This window comes from Aquabacterium soli (assembly GCF_003933735.1).
Classification (GTDB): domain Bacteria; phylum Pseudomonadota; class Gammaproteobacteria; order Burkholderiales; family Burkholderiaceae_C; genus Aquabacterium; species Aquabacterium soli.
The window spans coordinates 38280-55995 of record NZ_RSED01000027.1 but is presented as its reverse complement, the minus strand read 5'-3'; the positions used below and the strand labels follow the sequence as shown (position 1 = coordinate 55995).

The following is a 17716-nucleotide window of genomic DNA, read 5'->3' as shown; positions in this document are numbered from 1 at the left end:
CGGTTTGAGGGGATCAGATCACCAGAACAGTTGGTGCAGGTGCTGATCACTCAGTACGATTGTAGAACGCCCCTCGGATGGCATCGGGATGTGCCTGACTTTGAAACGATCGCTGGCGTCTCACTGGGCAACCCCGCGCTGCTGCGGTTCAGGCCTTACCCCCAACGAACGCTGCAGGCTTCAGCCGGAAGTGCCCCCACGCTCCATTTATAGATGGAGGGCGTCGCTCGTGGGGACTGGCAGCACAGCGTGCATCCGGTCACGGCCCCTCGTTGGTCCACCACGTTCAGGACACCTAGAGGGTGAATTTCAAGGTCCCCGCCTCCAAGAGGCAGCAGCTTAAGCAAAACGCTCAAAAATCACGAGCCTGGGATTGTTACGCCGCGTAACCTCAAGCTCAACCAGTGTGGAGCCGATGTGTGTCTGCCATTCTCAGGCCCCTCGCCCCCCATGAACAATTTCCTTAATCGATTGAAGCTGCGCACACGCCTGCTGTTGCTGGCCGGCGCCGGCCTAGGTACAGCCGCCTGCATCGCTGCATCGGCCCTGTACGGGCTGAACGGCCTGAGCGCCATGGAGATTTCTCTTGCCGAAGATGCGTTGCCCAGCCTCACCATCATCGGCGACATCAATGACGCCGTAGACAATCTGCGCATCTACCAGATGCAGGTCGTGCAGACACAGGGAAAAGCCGCGATCGACGGTTCATCGCCCGCGCTCGATACCCAACTGGCCGAACTGAAGAAGCACATAGCCGCTTACGACAGGCTCGTCGTCGGTGGCGACGAGCGGAAGCTCTTCGTGGCTATGCAAAGCGCCACCGAAAGGTTTCAAGCCATGGTTCGCGACACCGATGCGAAGGCTCGGTCGGGTGACCCTGCGAAGCTGGAAGCCGCGCTGGACATGAGCACCACGCAGGGGGGCGCTGCGTTCAAAAGCCTGGGCGACTCCATCGACGCGCTCATGGAGTTCAACAACTCAGCCGTCGCCCAGGTGCATGCACAGGCGAAAGAGACCGGCAGCTTCGCTCATGCGCTGCTGTGGGGCATCCTCTCCACGTCAGCATTGATCCTCGTCGTCATCGCGACCGTGCTCACCCGCCACCTCACCGGGCAGATCGGTGGCGAGCCCACGACAGCCATGGACGTGGCACGATCTGTAGCCCAAGGCGACCTGACCATCCATGTGCCAGTGCGCGACGGTGACACAGAAAGCCTGCTTTCATCGCTTGCCGCAATGCAAACCAGCCTGAGGGACGTGGTGGCCGACGTGCGCAGCAATGCCGAAAGCGTCGCCACTGCAAGCGCACAGATCGCGCAAGGCAATGCGGACCTGTCGATGCGCACCGAACAGCAAGCCAGCGAGCTCCAGCAGACAGCCTCGTCGATGGAAGAACTAGGTGCCACCGTTCAGCACAATGCAGCCAGCGCGGCCGAGGCGGACAGCCTGGCAGCCAACGCCACGGCCGTGGCTCGTCAAGGTGGTGAGGTCGTGGGGCGCGCGGTCGGCACCATGAAGGAGATCCACGAGAGTTCACGCCGCATCGCTGACATCATCGGTGTCATTGACGGCATCGCATTTCAGACGAACATCCTGGCATTGAACGCTGCCGTGGAAGCCGCCCGTGCCGGTGAACAGGGGCGTGGTTTTGCGGTCGTGGCTGCGGAGGTTCGCAGCCTCGCGCAGCGCAGCGCAGGTGCCGCCAAAGAAATCAAGTCGCTGATCAACAGCAGCGTGGAACACGTGGAGCAAGGCGCCTCGTTGGTGAATCACGCAGGCTCGACGATGTCCGAGATCGTGGCATCGATCGAACGTGTCAGCACTCTTGTGGCCGAAATCAGCACCGCGAACCGGGAGCAGAGTGGTGGCGTCCACCTCGTGGGTGATGCGATCACAAGGATGGACCAGGTCACCCAGCAGAATGCCGCGTTGGTCGAAGAAAGCGCGGCCGCGGCCGAAAGCCTCAAGGCACAGGCCAGCCGCCTCGTGCAGGCGGTGTCCGTCTTCCAGTTGCAGCCAGCCGGGGCCGCCACGTGAACTGGCGACCAAGGGCGCGTTCTATCGGCACCTTGCTGTTCGCCACGCTGATGGCCTCTACTGCACTCACTGCATTCGCCGGCCAGCCTCTGGCGACCGATGACGCTGACGTCAAGGCCTTGCATGAATGCGAATGGGAGACTGGCTGGACCCGGGCGCGTCAGCACGTGGCGCCGTCCTCCACGGCATGGACAACCCAGGTGGGGTGCGGCGTCGGTCTGGACACGGAGCTGGCTGTCGGCCTGGGCCGATCGAATGGAGGCGAGGGCGACCCGGCCACCCTGTGGGCCTTTGCCGGCAAGACGAGTCTTCGGCAGCGAGATGGCGCCGAGGCTGGATACGCCGTCGCCTGGGCTGTGCTCGCAGACAAGTCTCCTGATGTACCCCCCAAAGCGCATGGATGGCTGCTTGCCCTGGTGGCCAGCAAACAGCTTGCCGAAGGGTGGCTGGCGCACGCGAATCTTGGCATCAACCATGACCGGCCGTCACACAGCACAAGGCTCTCGTGGGCCTTGGCGCTGGAAAAGGCGCTGAGCAGCAAGGTGGATTTGACTGCCGAGACATTTGGCGTCGAGACCGACCAGCCCTCGGCCGCGCTCGGCTTGCGCTGGAGTGCTTGCAAGCATTTCGTGCTTGGTATTGCCGCCACAAGGCAGTTCGAGGGCCCGCGTGGAACAGTGACCGCCCTCACGGCAACGCTCGGCTTTTGAGACGCATCGGTTTTAGATCACGTCCTCATCCAGGTGTTGTTCAATCTGTGGTGGCCTACTGACTCAATCGCAGGCTTGAGGGGCGCGCAACGTGTCTCGTCCGCCAGCACTCATCGGCGCGAGCCACTTCTTCGAGCTGGCCGTGGCCGCCGCCATCAGCCTCTTTGGGATCCAGTCGCGGCCGCGTCGGCGACAGTCGTGGGTGTTCTGATTGAGGTCCGTTCATGTTGCCGGTCGTGCGTCGCAAACCAAAGCAAAGTTTGGTACCGAGAGATCCGCAGGCCCGTGATATCGGACACATCAAGATTCTCGTTGAGCGCGGCCACCCTGGTCCAGTCGTTCAAGCCTGATTGAATGCGCACTGGCGCTGATCCATCTGGCTTCTCACGGCGGCCACCTCACACACGCGCCGGCTGACCGCAGTGGTACCCTGATGAACCCCCAGGATATCCGAGCAACCGTGAAGATCAGAACCCGACTGTTATGGCTAGTGTTTGCGGCATGGCTGCCGTCCGCCATAGCCATCGGGCTCGTTGCCCGGTCGGAGTATGTGGAGCTGAAAAGTTCAGCGCTGCAGGATGTGCGGCGCCTGGCAGACGGTCTGAACAGCATCGTCGAGCGCGAACTGGACAAACGGTTCGTGATGGCCCGAACGCTCAGCGCTTCGACTGCGCTTCAACTCAACGACCTGGCCCGCTTCTACATTGAAGCCTCTCTCGCCACAAAAGGGATGGACAGTTGGGTTGCACTTTATCGTCCCGGGCGACAAGTGCTCAACACGCGGTTCCCTTATGACCCCCTGCTCGCGGTGCCTGTGCCAGAGCTTGCGCTATGGTTGACCAGTGGTGAGGCGTCCTACTTCGATCGCAGTGGTCCGCTTGTGAAGCAGCCTCTGATCGGCGTGATTGCCGCCCAGGCGATCACGCCGGTCGACTTCAACGTGGTCGTCGCTTTCGATCCTGCCGTATTGAACAGTGCAATTTCGAAGCTGTCTCCATCTCATGGCGCCATCGTGTCGATCGTGGACAAGGACCTGAAGGTGATGGCCAGGAGCAAGGATCATCATGCTTGGCTAGGGAGGGAGGCCACTGTCGACATGAAGCAAAGGGCCCTGGCCGGTAGGGATGGCTTCGAGCCCAGCATCACCTTGGACAAGGTGCCTGCGCTGACGTATTTGAGCTTGCCGAACCGTCACGGCTGGTACACGATCGTGGCGTTGCCTCAGGAGACGCTCGACCACGAAGCGCGTCATGCTGCGGTCAAGGCAATCGGCTTGGCGGCCACCCTTCTGGGACTGAGTTTGTTGCTGGCCCTCTACGTTGCACGCAGTGTCAGTGAGCCGCTCCTGGCGCTCGAAGAGGCGGCCGAAGAACTTGGGCAGGAACGGGTCCCCCAACTCCTGAAGACCGGCATCAGCGAGGCCGACAGGGTCGCTCGCGCTCTTCGGGACGCTGGTGTCCGCATCAAGGAATCAGCCGATGTCCTGGAGGCCAAGGTCAATGACGCCGTCGCCCGCACGGCCGAGGTGCAGCAAAGGCTGGCCGATGCGCAGAAGCGAGAGGCTTTGGGCCGGCTGGCCGGCGGTGTGGCGCATGACTTCAACAACCTGCTTCAGACAATCTCCGCGGCGCTCCACCTGATGGTCGCCACCACGCCGGAAGGGCCGCCTCGCAGGATGCTCGACGCCGCGACACGCGCCACAGGGAAAGCTGCCGACCTAGTGAAACAGATGCTCGCTTTCGGGCGAGCCCAGAAACTGCAACCTGCAGCCGTCAACATCAATGACTTTTTGCTGAAAGTGTGCGATCTGGCGGGCAAGGCGGCCGGAACGAACATCAACATCCATGCCAATGTGGCACCGGGCCTGCCCGCCGTGTTCGTTGACCCGAGCCAGCTGGAGCTCGCGCTGCTGAATCTGATCTTCAATGCGCGAGACGCGATGCAGGGGCGTGGGGAGATCAAGATCCATGCCTTCCTTGCCGTGAACGGATTGAGCAGCGCTTCGCCCGCTCAAAGCGCCTTTGTCCAGATCGACGTCAGCGACAACGGGCCAGGAATGGACGCATCGACCTTGCGAAAAGCGTTCGATCCGTATTTCACAACGAAGCCCGTGGGCTCCGGGTCCGGGCTGGGCCTGGCCCAGGTCTTATCGTTCGCCAGGCAATCTGGTGGCGATGCACACATCGTCAGCGAACAGGGGCGGGGCACCAACGTCCAATTGATCCTGCCGTCGACAACAGCGGTGCCAACTGCCAGCGCAAGCGCCAGCACAGGAGCGGTGGCAGCGGGACGGCCGCTGCGCGTGCTGATGGTGGAGGACGACAGCCTGGTGGCCTCGGTGGTCCTGTCGGCCATCGAGGGGATGGGACACTGCGCAACCCACTGCCTCAATGCGGAAAAGGCCAAGGAACTCATCACGCAAGGTGAGCGATTCGACGTCGTCTTCAGCGATGTGGTGATGCCTGGCGCGATCACCGGATTCGATCTGGCCGAATGGTGCCAGACGCTTCAGCCGCCCATTCCGGTCGTCCTGGCGACGGGTTACAGCGCTCAGTCTCCCGAGACCGACGTGGTGGTGCTGCGCAAGCCCTATGACCTCAACGACCTCGCTCGTGCATTGCAGCAGGCCGCGGGAGCCGATATCACCCCTGCATTAAAGGGGTGAGCTTCCTCAAAAGAGGGAAATTCGTTATCCTCGCGAGCTATTTTGAGAGTTCGGGTTAACCCGCAAATTGGACAATGCTGGGAGAGCGGACTGTCCACTTCGCGGTGTTCCAGCCCACTCACGCTCCGTCCACACCTTCGTGCTGGGAGCAATAGCCGCCTTCCATGCAGTTCAGTGCGGCCAAGACCGGCGCGGCAGTTCGGCCCGCTTGCGATGGCACAGGCTCGCGCGCAGCCTGGCCGGGGAGTAGGTGCGCGCTTGGCGAATGGCATCCATGTCGTGCGCCAGGGTACCCACCGAAGTCATGTCTTATCCGCTTGCTGACCACAGCGCCATGGGCAAGGCGCATGGACTGCCGTTTGTCCTCACTGCCATCATCACCTCGCTCGTCCTGTCTCTGTCCAGTCTTCACTATGGGTTCACGCGCAACGGAACACAAGCCAGGTCGGTGGCCACCATGTTGGTGGAGTCAATCGGCGCGAAGGGGCAAGCGATGCCGGCAGAGAACCTGCGCGCCATGCAGCGCAACTTCGAGAACTTGTTATCGGTCGAAGCCTGCTACGAACGCCAGTGTCAGCAGCTGTCTCGCGCACCGAGCGTCACCCCGGCGCTGCAATGGCTCGGCGACTCGGCGAGCTGCGCATCGGCATCGTCTAACAGCGGCCCGGCCCGAACAGCCCACGTTTGCCTCTCTGCCGCAGACGTCTACCAGGACCTGGCGCGAGACCTGTCCATCCTGCTGACCGCGCAGTTGGTTGGCTTTCTGCTGTGGGAGGCCTCGACGCGCGGGCACCGCAGAAAGGCCGTGCGGTGGCGAGAGGAAGTCACGCGTGCCGCCACCACCGACCCCCTGACCGGCCTGTTCAACCGAAGTGCCTTCACGAGCGCGCTGCAATTGGCCTGCCTGCGCACAGATGCATGCGGTTGGCTGCTCTTCATCGATTTGAACGGCTTCAAGCAGATCAATGACCAGTACGGACATGCGGCGGGCGATCAGGTCATCGAGGTCATAGGCAACCGCCTTGCGGCCGCTTTCAACGGTTTCGCCAGCGTGGCCCGGCTGGGCGGCGATGAGTTCAGCATTCTCGTGACCTGCAGGCAGAGCAAGAGGACTGTTGACGAACTCTTTGCCTTGGCCAGCGGTGCCTTCGCAAGGCCTGTGCTGTACGACGGCATGGCATTCGACATCTCCGCCAGCGTCGGCGCGGCCTCCATCGACAGCGCCATCACGGCGACCGAGATCCAGCGGCGTGCCGATGTGGCCATGTACGCGGCAAAGCGGCATGAAGGCACGGCCTGCGCTGTGTTCGACAAGTCGCATGACGATGCGGTTCGTGCCGACTACGAACTTCGCAAGGACCTGCTCAAGGCCATCGAGCGCAAGGACATCGACGTCGTCTACCAGCCTTGCTTCGACAGCAATGGCGAGCCCGTGGCCGCGGAGGCCCTCGCCCGGTGGCAGCATCCCAGGCTCGGCGCGATCAGCCCTGAAGTGTTCATCAGACTGGCGGAAGAGGCGGGCGTCATCCGCAGGCTAGGGCAGCAGGTGCTTGAGAAGGCGTGCACGGACCTGGTCAAACTTCGCCGCCATGGCTTGATGCTGCGCTACATCGCGGTCAACGTGTCGCCGCAGGAGCTGGAAGAGCCCGATCTTGTCGAAGGCATCAAGCGCGTGATTCGGGCAAAAGGCCTTGAGCCCCATGACCTGGAACTCGAAGTGACCGAATCCAGCGTGATGTCCTCCCGGGAAAAGCGCAGCGAGGAGCAGCTTCGAACCCTGTCCGAGGCGGGATTTTCCATCGCGATTGACGACTTCGGAACCGGTTACTCGTCCTTGGCCCGCCTGCAGACCTTGCCGGCGACCAAACTGAAGCTGGACCGCTCCTTCATCAGTTCATTGGACACAGCCAACGGACAGATGCTGGTCGAGACCATGCTCGGTCTTGGCAACCGGCTGGGCATGGTGTGCGTGGCCGAGGGCGTAGAGAGCCGCGAACAGCTCGATTGGCTCCTGGCCCGTGGGTGCGAGCTGCTGCAGGGCTTCCTGCTCGGCAAGCCAATGTCGTTCGATGCTTTGGTGAAGCTTCCCTTGTACAAGCTCGAACAACCAGCCGAGCTGCAGGGCTGACCGCAGCCAGGCCGCAAGCCCTCCACCGGCCCGCGTCAGGCCGGTGCTAACCGTGATCCGGGAAGGCATGCATTCGCAGGTATGGCGCGGTCCGGCCATGCCGGGACTTGGCCACAAGCTCGGGAGCACCCTCCGCGACGATGCAGCCACCTTCGGCTCCTGCCCCGGGCCCTACATCGATCACCCAATCACTCTGGACCACCACGCTCATGTCGTGCTCGACCACCACCACGGTGTTCCCCGCATCTACAAGGCCATGAAGCTGCACCATCAGCCGTGCAACGTCTGCCGGGTGAAGACCCGTGGTGGGCTCGTCGAGCACGTACAGCGTGTCGCCTCGCTGCTGCCGCTGCAACTCGGTGGCCAGCTTGATACGCTGCGCCTCCCCGCCTGACAACTCCGTGGCGGGCTGCCCCAGCCTCAGATAGCCCAGCCCGATGTCCGCGAGCAGGGTGAGCGGCCTGCGCAAGCTGGGCTCGTCTTCGAAAAAGGCACGCGCTTCTTCGACAGTCATGTGCAGCACGTCCGCGATGGATTTTCCACGCAGCGACACCTTCAGCGTGTCTGCGTTGTAGCGCGCGCCATGGCAGATGGGGCAAGGCGCATAGACGCTGGGCATGAAAAGCAGCTCCACGCTCACGAAGCCTTCGCCTTCACAGGTGTCGCACCGGCCCTTGGCCACGTTGAAGCTGAAACGCCCGGCATCGAAGCGCTTCGCCCGGGCCTCAGGCGTGGCGGCGAAGAGGCGCCGGACATGATCGAAGAGTCCCGTGTATGTCGCGAGATTGGAGCGCGGCGTGCGGCCGATGGGTTTTTGATCAACCGTCACCAGCCGCTTGAGGTGCTCGGCACCGGCATGCAGATGGCCACCCGTGGGGACCACCATGTCGATGTCCGCTTCGTCGCCATCAGGTGCCGCCGCGGGCTCCTGCCCCAGGTGCTCGCCTACCAGCTCGACCAATGCCTGGCTGACCAGGCTCGACTTGCCTGAGCCCGACACGCCCGTGACTGCGGTGAAGGTACCCAAAGGAAAGCGCGCGTCGATGCCGCGCAGGTTGTTGCGTTCGATGCCGCGCAATTCGAGCCAGCCTTTCGGTGCGCGCAGGGTGCGACTCGCGGCTTCGGGAGGGGCGAACAGGGCCTTGGCCGTCTGCGACGCCGCCACCTCGCGCAGGCCTCGCGGTGGCCCGCTGTAGAGCACCTCGCCGCCCAGTTCGCCCGCCAATGGTCCGACGTCGATGATCCAGTCGGCTGCCCGCATCACCGCCAGATCATGTTCCACCACGAAGATCGAGTTGCCAGCACGCTTGAGTTGATCGAGCGCCTGCAACAGGGCCTCGTTGTCGGCGGGATGCAGGCCAGCCGAGGGCTCATCGAGTACGTAAACCACGCCGAAAAGATTGGAGCGGATCTGTGTGGCCAGGCGCAGGCGCTGCAGCTCGCCAGGCGACAGCGTGGGCGTGCTCCGGTCCAGCGACAAGTAGCCCAGGCCCAGGCCCTGCAAGGTGGCGATGCGCGAGCACACATCTTCGGCGATGCGCTGCGCGGCAATGCGCTTTTCTTCCGACAGATAGGGCGTGCGGCGCACATCCGACGAGGCGGTATGGGCCGAACCGCCTGCCGCCACGCGCCGGGCCGTGTCGGCCCGCGCAGCCTTGCGGCTGAGTGTCTGCGTGTCCTTTGTCGCCTCGAACTGGCCTTGCGCTGCGGGCGCCAAAAGCGCTGCCACGTGGTCGAGCGGCAGTTGCGACAGCGCGCCGATGTCCACGCCGGCAAACGTTACCGACAATGCCTCGCGCTTGAGCCGCCTGCCTTCGCACACGGGGCACGAGGTGCCCGCCATGTAGCGCGACACGCGCCTTTTCATCAAAGCGCTTTGCGTGGTGGCGAAGGTGTGCAGCACGTAGTTGCGCGCGCTGGTGAACGTGCCCATGTAGCTGGGCTCTGCCTTGCGGCGGAGCGCCGCACGCGTCTCTGCAGGGGTGAAGCCCGCGTACACCGGCACGGTGGGCGTCTCGTCGGTATAAAGAATCCAATCGCGGTCCTTGCGTGACAACTGGCGCCAAGGCTTGTCGACGTCGTAGCCCAAGGTGACCAGGATGTCGCGCAGGTTCTGCCCGTGCCAGGCGGGCGGCCATGAAGCGATGGCGCGCTCGCGAATGGTGAGCGAGTCGTCAGGCACCATCGTCGCTTCGGTGACCTCGTACACCCGACCCAGCCCATGGCAGTGCGGGCAGGCCCCCTGCGGCGTGTTGGGTGAGAAATCCTCGGCATACAGCATGGGCTGGCTGGGCGGGTAATGCCCGGCGCGGGAGTACAGCAAGCGCAGCAGGCTCGACAGCGTGGTGACGCTGCCCACCGACGAGCGCGTGCTGGGTGTGCCACGCTGCTGCTGCAGCGCCACGGCGGGCGGCAAGCCTTCGATGCTGTCCACGGCCGGCACGCCGACCTGATCGATCAGCCGCCGCGCATAGGGCGCCACCGACTCGAAGTAGCGGCGCTGAGCTTCCGCGTAGAGCGTACCGAAGGCCAAGGAGGATTTGCCCGAGCCCGATACGCCAGAAAACACTACCAGTGCATCGCGTGGGATGTCGACATCGACATCGCGGAGGTTGTGCTCACGGGCGCCTCGCACCCGGATGAATCGGTCTAGGACGGCAGCGTGGAGCTTAGTTCGTCTGGACATAGGCTTAGCGCGATGTGCTGCCTGCCATCCTGTCCATCCGCACAGGGCTTTGCTTGGGTCGCCAGACTGATTGCGTCATGAAAACAGCATAGCCTTGCGAGAGAGGGCCTACAGACCATGAGGCCGGCAAGTGGCCTAGCAGTTCGTCTTCGGCGTTCATGCTCTCGCTTGGCTAATGGCGCAGTACGCCACGGCAAGACTGATCGAACAGCACATCGCCATCCTCAGCGAAGGCCTTTTCCAGTTGCTCATTCATGCCATGCCCTCGACGTTGGAGAAGTGCCACCCGAACGGGGCGGCAAGCGCCATGGTTCACGATGTGCGCAATGGTGCTGCAGAACAAGGGGCTGAAACTTGCGCAACTTGGTGCTGAAGTCCACTGGCTTTACTGACGCTTGGCGTGTAAAGCGCGGGAGACGAGGCTGGCTCAGGCGCTGACAGTGCTGACTGGAAGTCGGTGGACGTCGTAGTCATCAGAGAAGTGAAAGTTGGGCGTCCGGTTTCAATCACTTCGAACCCATGGCGACGAAAAGAAAAAAGCCTTTGAAATCAAGGGATTAGTTCATATTCGGCGGGGAGGGCGGGAGTCCCGTTTCTCTCTCGAAAAATGTATCTTAGCCCTTGACGCACCAATGACTTGATGAGGCGCGGCAGTCGCCCGAAGCACTGAACTTGGACTTTGGATTGGATGTCCAAGGGGATATATGGCGTTAGAACCTCACAGCGCCTCTGCTGTGTTCAAGATTTTTGCCGGGCAGGTCAATGCGGCCGTCGCGCCGCGTGCACTTAGCCCAATGAGAGATGCCTGCATGCGATTGCGGGATCCAAAGCGGCTCCCCTTCTTTTAGGGGGCATCTGGGCCGCCAGACTCACACGAGTATAAAAAAGCCCCGCTATTGCGGGGCTTGGAATATCAGGCACCTTTCGGTGCTCCCTATGCTGGCAGCGCTCAGTGCGCAGCCTGATAAAGCGCCGCCCCAGCAACCATCGGATCACCCGTGCGCTCATAAGCCTCAACCCAGGCGTCGTAGTTGTGGATGGCCTCCTGCTGCCAAGGATGGAACCCAGGCTTGAAGTAGGCCAACAAGCTCCCCAGATGGCTGGAGATGATGCCCTTGTAACCGAACAGCCACCAGCGGCACTTGGCCATCATCCACATGCGCTTGCCGAACGAGAACCCGTCGTTCTTGAGCAGGCGGTTGGTGAAGCGAATGGTCAGGTAGCTCAGGAACAAGGTCACGTGGGCCATGGCCAGACAGCGCTTGAAGTAGCCCACCTTGGCCACCTGCTGCATCACGTCGTAGGCCACAGCCTTGTGTTCCATCTCTTCCACCGCATGCCAGGCCATCATGGCGCGCAGCTTGGGGTCGGCGTTGGCCATGGTCCGCTTCTCGACGAAGAAGATCTCGGCCAGCATGGCCGTGAAGTGCTCGAAGGCCGCCGTCAACGCCAGGTTGTATTCCTTCGAGAAGCGCTTGGTGTGCAGCTCGTTATTGGCGTTGATGAAATCCACGATGGCATCGATGTCCATGCCCTGCTCGCGCAGGCGCTGGTTGTACTTGGAGTGCACGATGCCGTGCTGGCCTTCCTGGCGGATGAAGGTCTTGATTTCTGCCAACAACTTCGGGTCGGTGGTCTGCTCGCGGAAGTTGCGCACGCACGAGATGAAGTAGCGCTCACCATCCGGAAATGCCGCCTGCAAGGCGTCGATCAGGCGCGATTTGTACGGGTTGTTCTCATACCACCAGCGGGGCAGCTCGCCGTCCAGGCCGAAATCGAGTTTCTCGCGGGCAACGAGTTCCTTGGCGTTGTGCAGGGCTTGTTGGCTCATGTCTGTCTCCTGTGACTGGCCTCTCGGAGCACCAGATTGATTTGGCTCCATCTTAGGAGCAAGCAGCGCGCCCGTGAGGCACCCTGGGCGACAAGGGGGCAGGCTGCGCGTCAAGGTGGCGTCAGGCCTTGTCCACAGAACGTGACAGCAACCGACTACATTTCCAGGTGGATCGACGAGCATCAACCATGAAACACATCCTCCTTGCCAGTCTTGCCATCCTCTGCACCGGCGTGCGTGCTGAAGACCCGGTCAAGCCCTCCGAGTTGCCGCTTTGGGAAATCGGCGTCGGGGGCGGTGGCATTTCGCAGCTGGCCTACCCCGGGGCGGATGAGCAGGTCAACAAGGCCGTGGCCTTGCCGTACGTGGTCTACCGCGGAAAGCGCTTGCGCTCGGATGCCGATGGGACAGGCCTGCGCGCCATCCGCACAGACGATTTCGAGCTCGACTTGTCACTCTCGGGCTCCCTCAGCTCCGGCAGCAAGCCGCTGAAGGCCCGCGAAGGCATGGACCGTCTGCCGACCCTGGTGGAGTTCGGCCCCGTGGCGCGGTGGTATCTGAACGGCCGCGAGGCGTCGCACCGCATCACCTTCGAGTTGCCCGTGCGCGGGGTGTTCGAGGTACGCGACCTTGGTCGCCATCGGGGCATGAGCCTCGAACCAGAGATCAGCCTTCATCATCGCGACCGAACGGGCTGGAGCTACGGCGTGGGCTTCAGCGCGCTGCTCGGTGACAGACGGCTTGGCGAAACCTACTACGAGGTGAAGCCGGAGGATGCCCTGGCAGACCGCCCAGCCTACGACGCCAGCAGCGGGCTGATCTCATGGCGGCTGAAAACATCGCTATCGCGCCAGTTGACGCCAGACATGCGTGTCTTTGGATTCCTTCGGCTGGAGAGCGTGGCTGGGGCGGCGAACGACGACAGCCCCCTGGTGCGGCGCACGAACGGGGCGAGCGTGGGGGTGGGGTTGATCTACACGCTGAAGCGGTCCGATGCACGCGCCGTGGACTGACACCGTTCAGTCCGGCAGAATTTCAGGCTGGCACCTTCTGCAGGGACAACTCGTCAGACGCCACGACACGGCACCTGATGTACTTGGTATGAGGAATACCGGTGTAGGGGTCCCGGTCCTTGATGTCCACGATCGAATTGACGAGCATGCCGACCGGCGTCAGCTTACCCGTCACCGGGTCGGGGTACTCCACCCCAAAGCCGTTCGGGATCTGAAGGTGGCCCATGGCGGTATTGGCATCGAACTTTGCGGGCCCCACCAAATGGCCCCGCCTGGTTTCCAGCCGAACCATGGCGCCGTCAGCCACCCCCAGCGAGGCTGCATCGCTGGGGTGCATCAGCACGGCACAATGCGGGCCCTTGCCCTTGCGCCACGCAGGGTCCCTGACAATGGTGTTGGCAGTCCAGCCCGTGCGCAACCCCCCGTTGAGCACGAAGGGATAGGACGGATCCTGCTGCGAAGGAGACGTCGCAGCGAGCTTCTGGATGTCGGCCACCCACTGTGCATGGTAGATCCTGGCCTTTCGGTCGGGATGACGGCAACCCACCTTGAAGTTGTCTTCGATGGGCAGCTCCCCGGCCAGGAAACCCTCCGGATGAGCCAGCAGTTCCTTGAAGACCAGTTCGCCCGCCGCGAAAGGGTTCTTGTGGCCGCGGGCCTCTGGCATGGCCCTGTTCAGGGCCTTCCGGTGCGTGAGCGCATAACCCTGGCAGAGCAGCCACAGCGGCGCCAGCGCCGGCGAAGGCAAGGTGGTGCCCAAGGTCTCGTACAACCAGGTCATGATGCGCCCGAGGATCGGGTAGAGGCCCCCGCCGCGCACGGCGGCCAGCGCGGACAGTGCGCCCAGGTAGACAGGCGCACCCAAAGGTGACCTTGCCTTCCTGGCGAGCAGGTGCAATACGCCGGGGGCTTTGGGGACGAGCCCCATGGCACGGGTGAGCCGGTAATAGATCTCCTGCTCGGGCAAGGCTTCCTGCGGCCCTTTCACCACGGGGGGCCGGAGCTGCGGCGTGAAGTGCAGGTGGGGAAACGTCGCATATTCCCACTTCTCATAGCCCACGGGCGCAGGCAGCACATAGTCGGCCACCCGCGCCGTTTCAGTCATCGCCACTTCAATCACCACCATCAGTTCGAGCTCTTCGAACGCGGCCTTCAAGGCCTTGGTATCGGCGTAGCTCACCAATGGGTTCGTGGAATCCACGATCAGCGCCCTGATGCGGTCGGGGTGCTTGTTCTGGATCTCTTCGGCCACCAGGTTGGGCGAAAACATCCCCACAGGCAGGATGAAGGGAATCGCACCGATGCCGGAGACCAGCGCCTTGGCCTGCTTCTCCAGATAGAGGCCTCTCGGCCCGAACTGCTGAACAAACAGATTGCCCTTCTCCCGCCCCGCGTTGCCCGTGATCAACAACATCACATTGATGAGGTAGGAGTTCAAGGTCGAGTTGACGGTGTGCTCCACGCCCAGATCCCAGGCGATGCACGCCGACGGGGCGGCAGCGAACTCCCTGGCGGTCAGGACAAGGTCGTCGTGGCTAACCCCGGCATACGCTGCCATCTTCCTGGGATCCACAGCCTTGAAGCCTTCAGCCAACTCCTCGAAGCCGTTGACCCGGCTTGCGATGTAGGCCTTGTCCTGCAGCCCTTCCTGAAGGATGGTGGCCACAAACCCCATCAGCAGATACGCATCGCCCCCCGGCTTCACGCGAATGTGGCGGTCTGCCTTCTTGGCCGTCTCCGAGACCCTCGGGTCGATCACCACGAGTTTTCGGCCGGCATCGGAGGCCAGCTTCCTGTATTCATCGACCGGCTTCAGCCCCCGGTTGCTGACAAGCGGGTTCGTGCCCATCACCAGCACGTAGTCAGACTTTGCCTCATCTGCCGGCAGGTAGATGTCCGGCCCCGCGCGGTACATGTGCCGCCACACCAGGGCGTGTTGCGTTTTCTCCTGGCCCAGCGCATTGAAGAAGATGGGAGAGTTGATGCTGAACATGAACGGCAAGGCGCCGAACGCATCCATGTGATTGCCCTGCCCGCCCAGACCGAACATGGCGATGGCACGCGGCGCGTGCTTCTTGCGGATGCCGTTGAGCTTCGCCGAAATTTCACTGATGGCCTGATCCCAGGAGATCCTCTGGTATTGCCCATCGGGCATGCGCTTGAGCGGGTGCTCCAGCCTTTGCGCGTGGTTGACGTAATTTGGAATGGCCTGCGCCTTGTTGCACATGTAGCCACCGGTGTTGGGGTTGCTCTCATCCCCCCTGATGGCCGTGATCACGTTGTCCTTGACATCGACCGTCAGGCTGCAATTGTGGGTGCAGAAGACACAGACGGTCGGCACGTCCTTCGCATTGGCCGGCACGCTGGCTGGACCGTTGATGATGGTTCTTGTCTCAGGCATAGGTGGCCTCTGCAGGATTCTCAAAAGGGCTTCAGGGCGCTGCCTTGCACGACAGCGTGGTGGATTCAGGGACCGGGGTCAGCAAGGCAGCCACCGAGCTGATCTCGCTGGCCTTTCGGCTTAGCCGCCAAAGCGATGGGGTCTGTCCCGTGGTGCGCTTGAAGGCGCGTGAGAATGCGGCCGCGTCGGCGAATCCGGCCAACTGCGCGATCTGGGCAATCGGCCTTTCCGTCTGCAGGAGCAGCATCTCGGCATATTCGACGCCCACCTCGCTGCGCAGCTGTGGCAGGGTTGTGCCCTCGCCCTTGATGCGCCGGCTCAAGGTTCGTGGCGACATGGCCAAGGCTTGCGCCAACCTGTCGGCGTCCAGCACCTGCTTCTGGACAAGGGCCGCATGCAGCAGTCTCCTGACTTCCTGCGTCAGGGGTTTCAGACCATGAGCGGCCACGCACTGTTGCTCCAGCGTGGCCTTCATCAACAAATGAGACGCCCGGCTGCGCGCGATCAGTGGAATGTCCAGCGCCTTCGCGGGCAGGACGAACTTGTTCTGACGTGCATTGAAGACAAACTTCAATCCGAAGGCTGCCTCGTAATCGGCCGGGTCGCCGGTGGGACCGTGCATGAGATGCACCGAGGCGCCATCGATCTTCTCGGTCAGGAAGGGCATGATCTTCAAAGGCGCAGTCACCACCGTTTCAGTGAAGAAATCGTTGACAGCGCCGAAGTCGTGCCGCCGCTCCACGATCGTGTGGACTTCGCCACCCAAGTCCTGGCGTCGCATGCCGAAGGCGGGCATGACCAATGGCGCGTAGGTCAGCGCGCCTTGCAGGGCTTCGCCCAGCGTCGCGGAGGTGATGGCCAGCATGCCGATCGGTCCGTGGGTCGTCAACGGAAAATGCTCCATGAACATGACCAAAGGGGGCCGGCCTGCCGGGCATATATTCAGGAAGTACGCCAATGCCAGCTGCAGCTGCTTGCCGTTGATGGTCTGCCACGGCATGAAGGGCGTTGGCAGGTCGATGCCGCAGTACCGGTACAGCGCTTGAAGATCGTGTCCACCTTCTCGGGCCAGGGACTCGCCGATCTCCAGGTACTGCACAGGAAACGTCAGATGTCTGAGGACGCGCTCGGATACCACGTTGCCACCTCCAGGGTATGGGGTAAGCCGGCCATCACGTGGTCAAAGGGCGATCCTGGAACACCTCGGACGCCTTGATGGGATCTCCCGTCTTCTCATAGGCTTGCACCCAGGCTTCGTAGCGATGCATCTCCTTGTGCTGCCAGGGATGGAAGCCGGGCTTGAAGTACGACAGGTAATAGCCCAGGACCGGCATGAACACGCCGCCCGGCTTGTACAGCCACCAGGCCCCTTTCAGCAGCATCTTGGCCCGTGCCCATGCACCAAAACCATCGGCCTTCAGCATCTGGTTCACACCCCACCAGTTGNGGCTTGAAGTACGACAGGTAATAGCCCAGGACCGGCATGAACACGCCGCCCGGCTTGTACAGCCACCAGGCCCCTTTCAGCAGCATCTTGGCCCGTGCCCATGCACCAAAACCATCGGCCTTCAGCATCTGGTTCACACCCCACCAGTTGCCGATGGGGTACTCGATGCTGAAATAGATCAGCCCTGCGATGCGCGTGAAGTAGTTCGCCTTCGCGACCTTGGTCAACACGTCGAAGGCCACGGCCTTGTGTTCGATCTCTTCAATCGAATGCCAGGCATAGATGGCGGCCATGCGCTGATCAGCGTTCTTGAATATGTCCGGGCGCTGGACAAAGGCGGTGCACATCATGGCCGTCATGTGTTCTGCAGCCGCCGTGTAGGACAGGTTGAACGCCTTGGACCAACGGTGGCTCTGCCATTTGAACTTGCGATCAAGAAAGCGCTCTGTCCAGCGCACCGCCATGCCCTGCTCGGCGAGCATGTCATTGAACTGAGCATGCACCATGCCGTGCTGTGCCTCCTGGCGAATGAAGTCCTTCACCTCTGCGGCCAGCTTCGGATCCTTGATGTCATCGCGGTAGGCCCGGACCGTGCTGATGAAATAGCGTTCACCGATCGGGAACGTCAAGGACATCGCGTCGAAGAAGCGTGTCTTGTACGGATCACCGCCATTCCAGAAGCGCGGCAATCCCTGGTCCAGCTTGAAGTCGAGCCGCTCACGGGGCTTGATCTCGACGCTTTCAAAGTCAGTGGTCATGGTGTGACGTCCTTGTGCTTCAACAACTTGATTACAGCGG

10 protein-coding genes and 1 pseudogene are annotated in these 17716 nt (G+C 62.3%); 6 read left to right on the top strand and 5 right to left on the bottom strand.

Going from position 1 to position 17716, the window contains the following annotated elements:
• The first annotated feature begins 450 nt into the window (after positions 1–450).
• From EIP75_RS24920 to EIP75_RS21945, 5 genes and pseudogenes are all read left to right on the top strand, one after another.
• A complete protein-coding gene (locus tag EIP75_RS24920; RefSeq protein ID WP_125245343.1) occupies positions 451–2037 on the top strand; it encodes a methyl-accepting chemotaxis protein in 1587 nt (528 codons plus the stop codon).
• Entirely contained in the window at positions 2034–2747 is a 714-nt protein-coding gene (locus tag EIP75_RS21960; RefSeq protein WP_125245342.1) for a PA4824 family protein, read from the top strand. Before EIP75_RS24920 ends, EIP75_RS21960 begins: the two co-directional genes overlap by 4 nt.
• A gap of 88 nt (positions 2748–2835) precedes the next feature.
• Positions 2836–3014: pseudogene (locus EIP75_RS24745) on the top strand (arsenical-resistance protein); the annotation flags it as partial.
• Between the two features lie 193 nt (positions 3015–3207).
• On the top strand, positions 3208–5412 hold the full coding sequence (locus tag EIP75_RS21950; protein WP_158622952.1) for an ATP-binding protein: 2205 nt from the start codon (positions 3208–3210) through the stop codon (positions 5410–5412).
• Positions 5413–5716: 304 nt separating this feature from the next.
• The gene (locus tag EIP75_RS21945; RefSeq protein WP_158622951.1) at positions 5717–7540 is read left to right on the top strand and encodes a putative bifunctional diguanylate cyclase/phosphodiesterase; all 1824 of its coding nucleotides are present in this window, start codon (positions 5717–5719) and stop codon (positions 7538–7540) included.
• A 46-nt stretch (positions 7541–7586) separates the two neighbouring features.
• On the opposite strand, the gene EIP75_RS21940 is transcribed toward EIP75_RS21945, so the two are convergent.
• Positions 7587–10226, bottom strand: a complete 2640-nt coding sequence (locus tag EIP75_RS21940) for an excinuclease ABC subunit UvrA (protein WP_125245339.1) — start codon at positions 10224–10226, stop codon at positions 7587–7589.
• Positions 10227–11175: 949 nt separating this feature from the next.
• Positions 11176–12057, bottom strand: coding sequence for a metal-dependent hydrolase (locus EIP75_RS21935; protein ID WP_158622950.1), 882 nt, complete (start codon positions 12055–12057; stop codon positions 11176–11178).
• A gap of 188 nt (positions 12058–12245) precedes the next feature.
• On the opposite strand from EIP75_RS21935, the gene EIP75_RS21930 reads away from it, so the two are divergent.
• Entirely contained in the window at positions 12246–13070 is an 825-nt protein-coding gene (locus EIP75_RS21930; RefSeq protein ID WP_125245337.1) for a MipA/OmpV family protein, read from the top strand.
• Positions 13071–13092: 22 nt separating this feature from the next.
• Here EIP75_RS21930 and EIP75_RS21925 read toward each other — a convergent pair whose 3' ends face one another.
• From EIP75_RS21925 to EIP75_RS21915, 3 genes are all read right to left on the bottom strand, one after another.
• A complete protein-coding gene (locus tag EIP75_RS21925; protein WP_125245336.1) occupies positions 13093–15471 on the bottom strand; it encodes a molybdopterin-containing oxidoreductase family protein in 2379 nt (792 codons plus the stop codon).
• A 31-nt stretch (positions 15472–15502) separates the two neighbouring features.
• Positions 15503–16609 (bottom strand): helix-turn-helix domain-containing protein, encoded by a 1107-nt coding sequence (locus EIP75_RS21920; protein WP_125245335.1) that lies wholly within the window; start codon positions 16607–16609, stop codon positions 15503–15505.
• Between the two features lie 95 nt (positions 16610–16704).
• A complete protein-coding gene (locus tag EIP75_RS21915; protein WP_125245334.1) occupies positions 16705–17676 on the bottom strand; it encodes a metal-dependent hydrolase in 972 nt (323 codons plus the stop codon).
• Between the last annotated feature and the right edge of the window lie 40 nt (positions 17677–17716).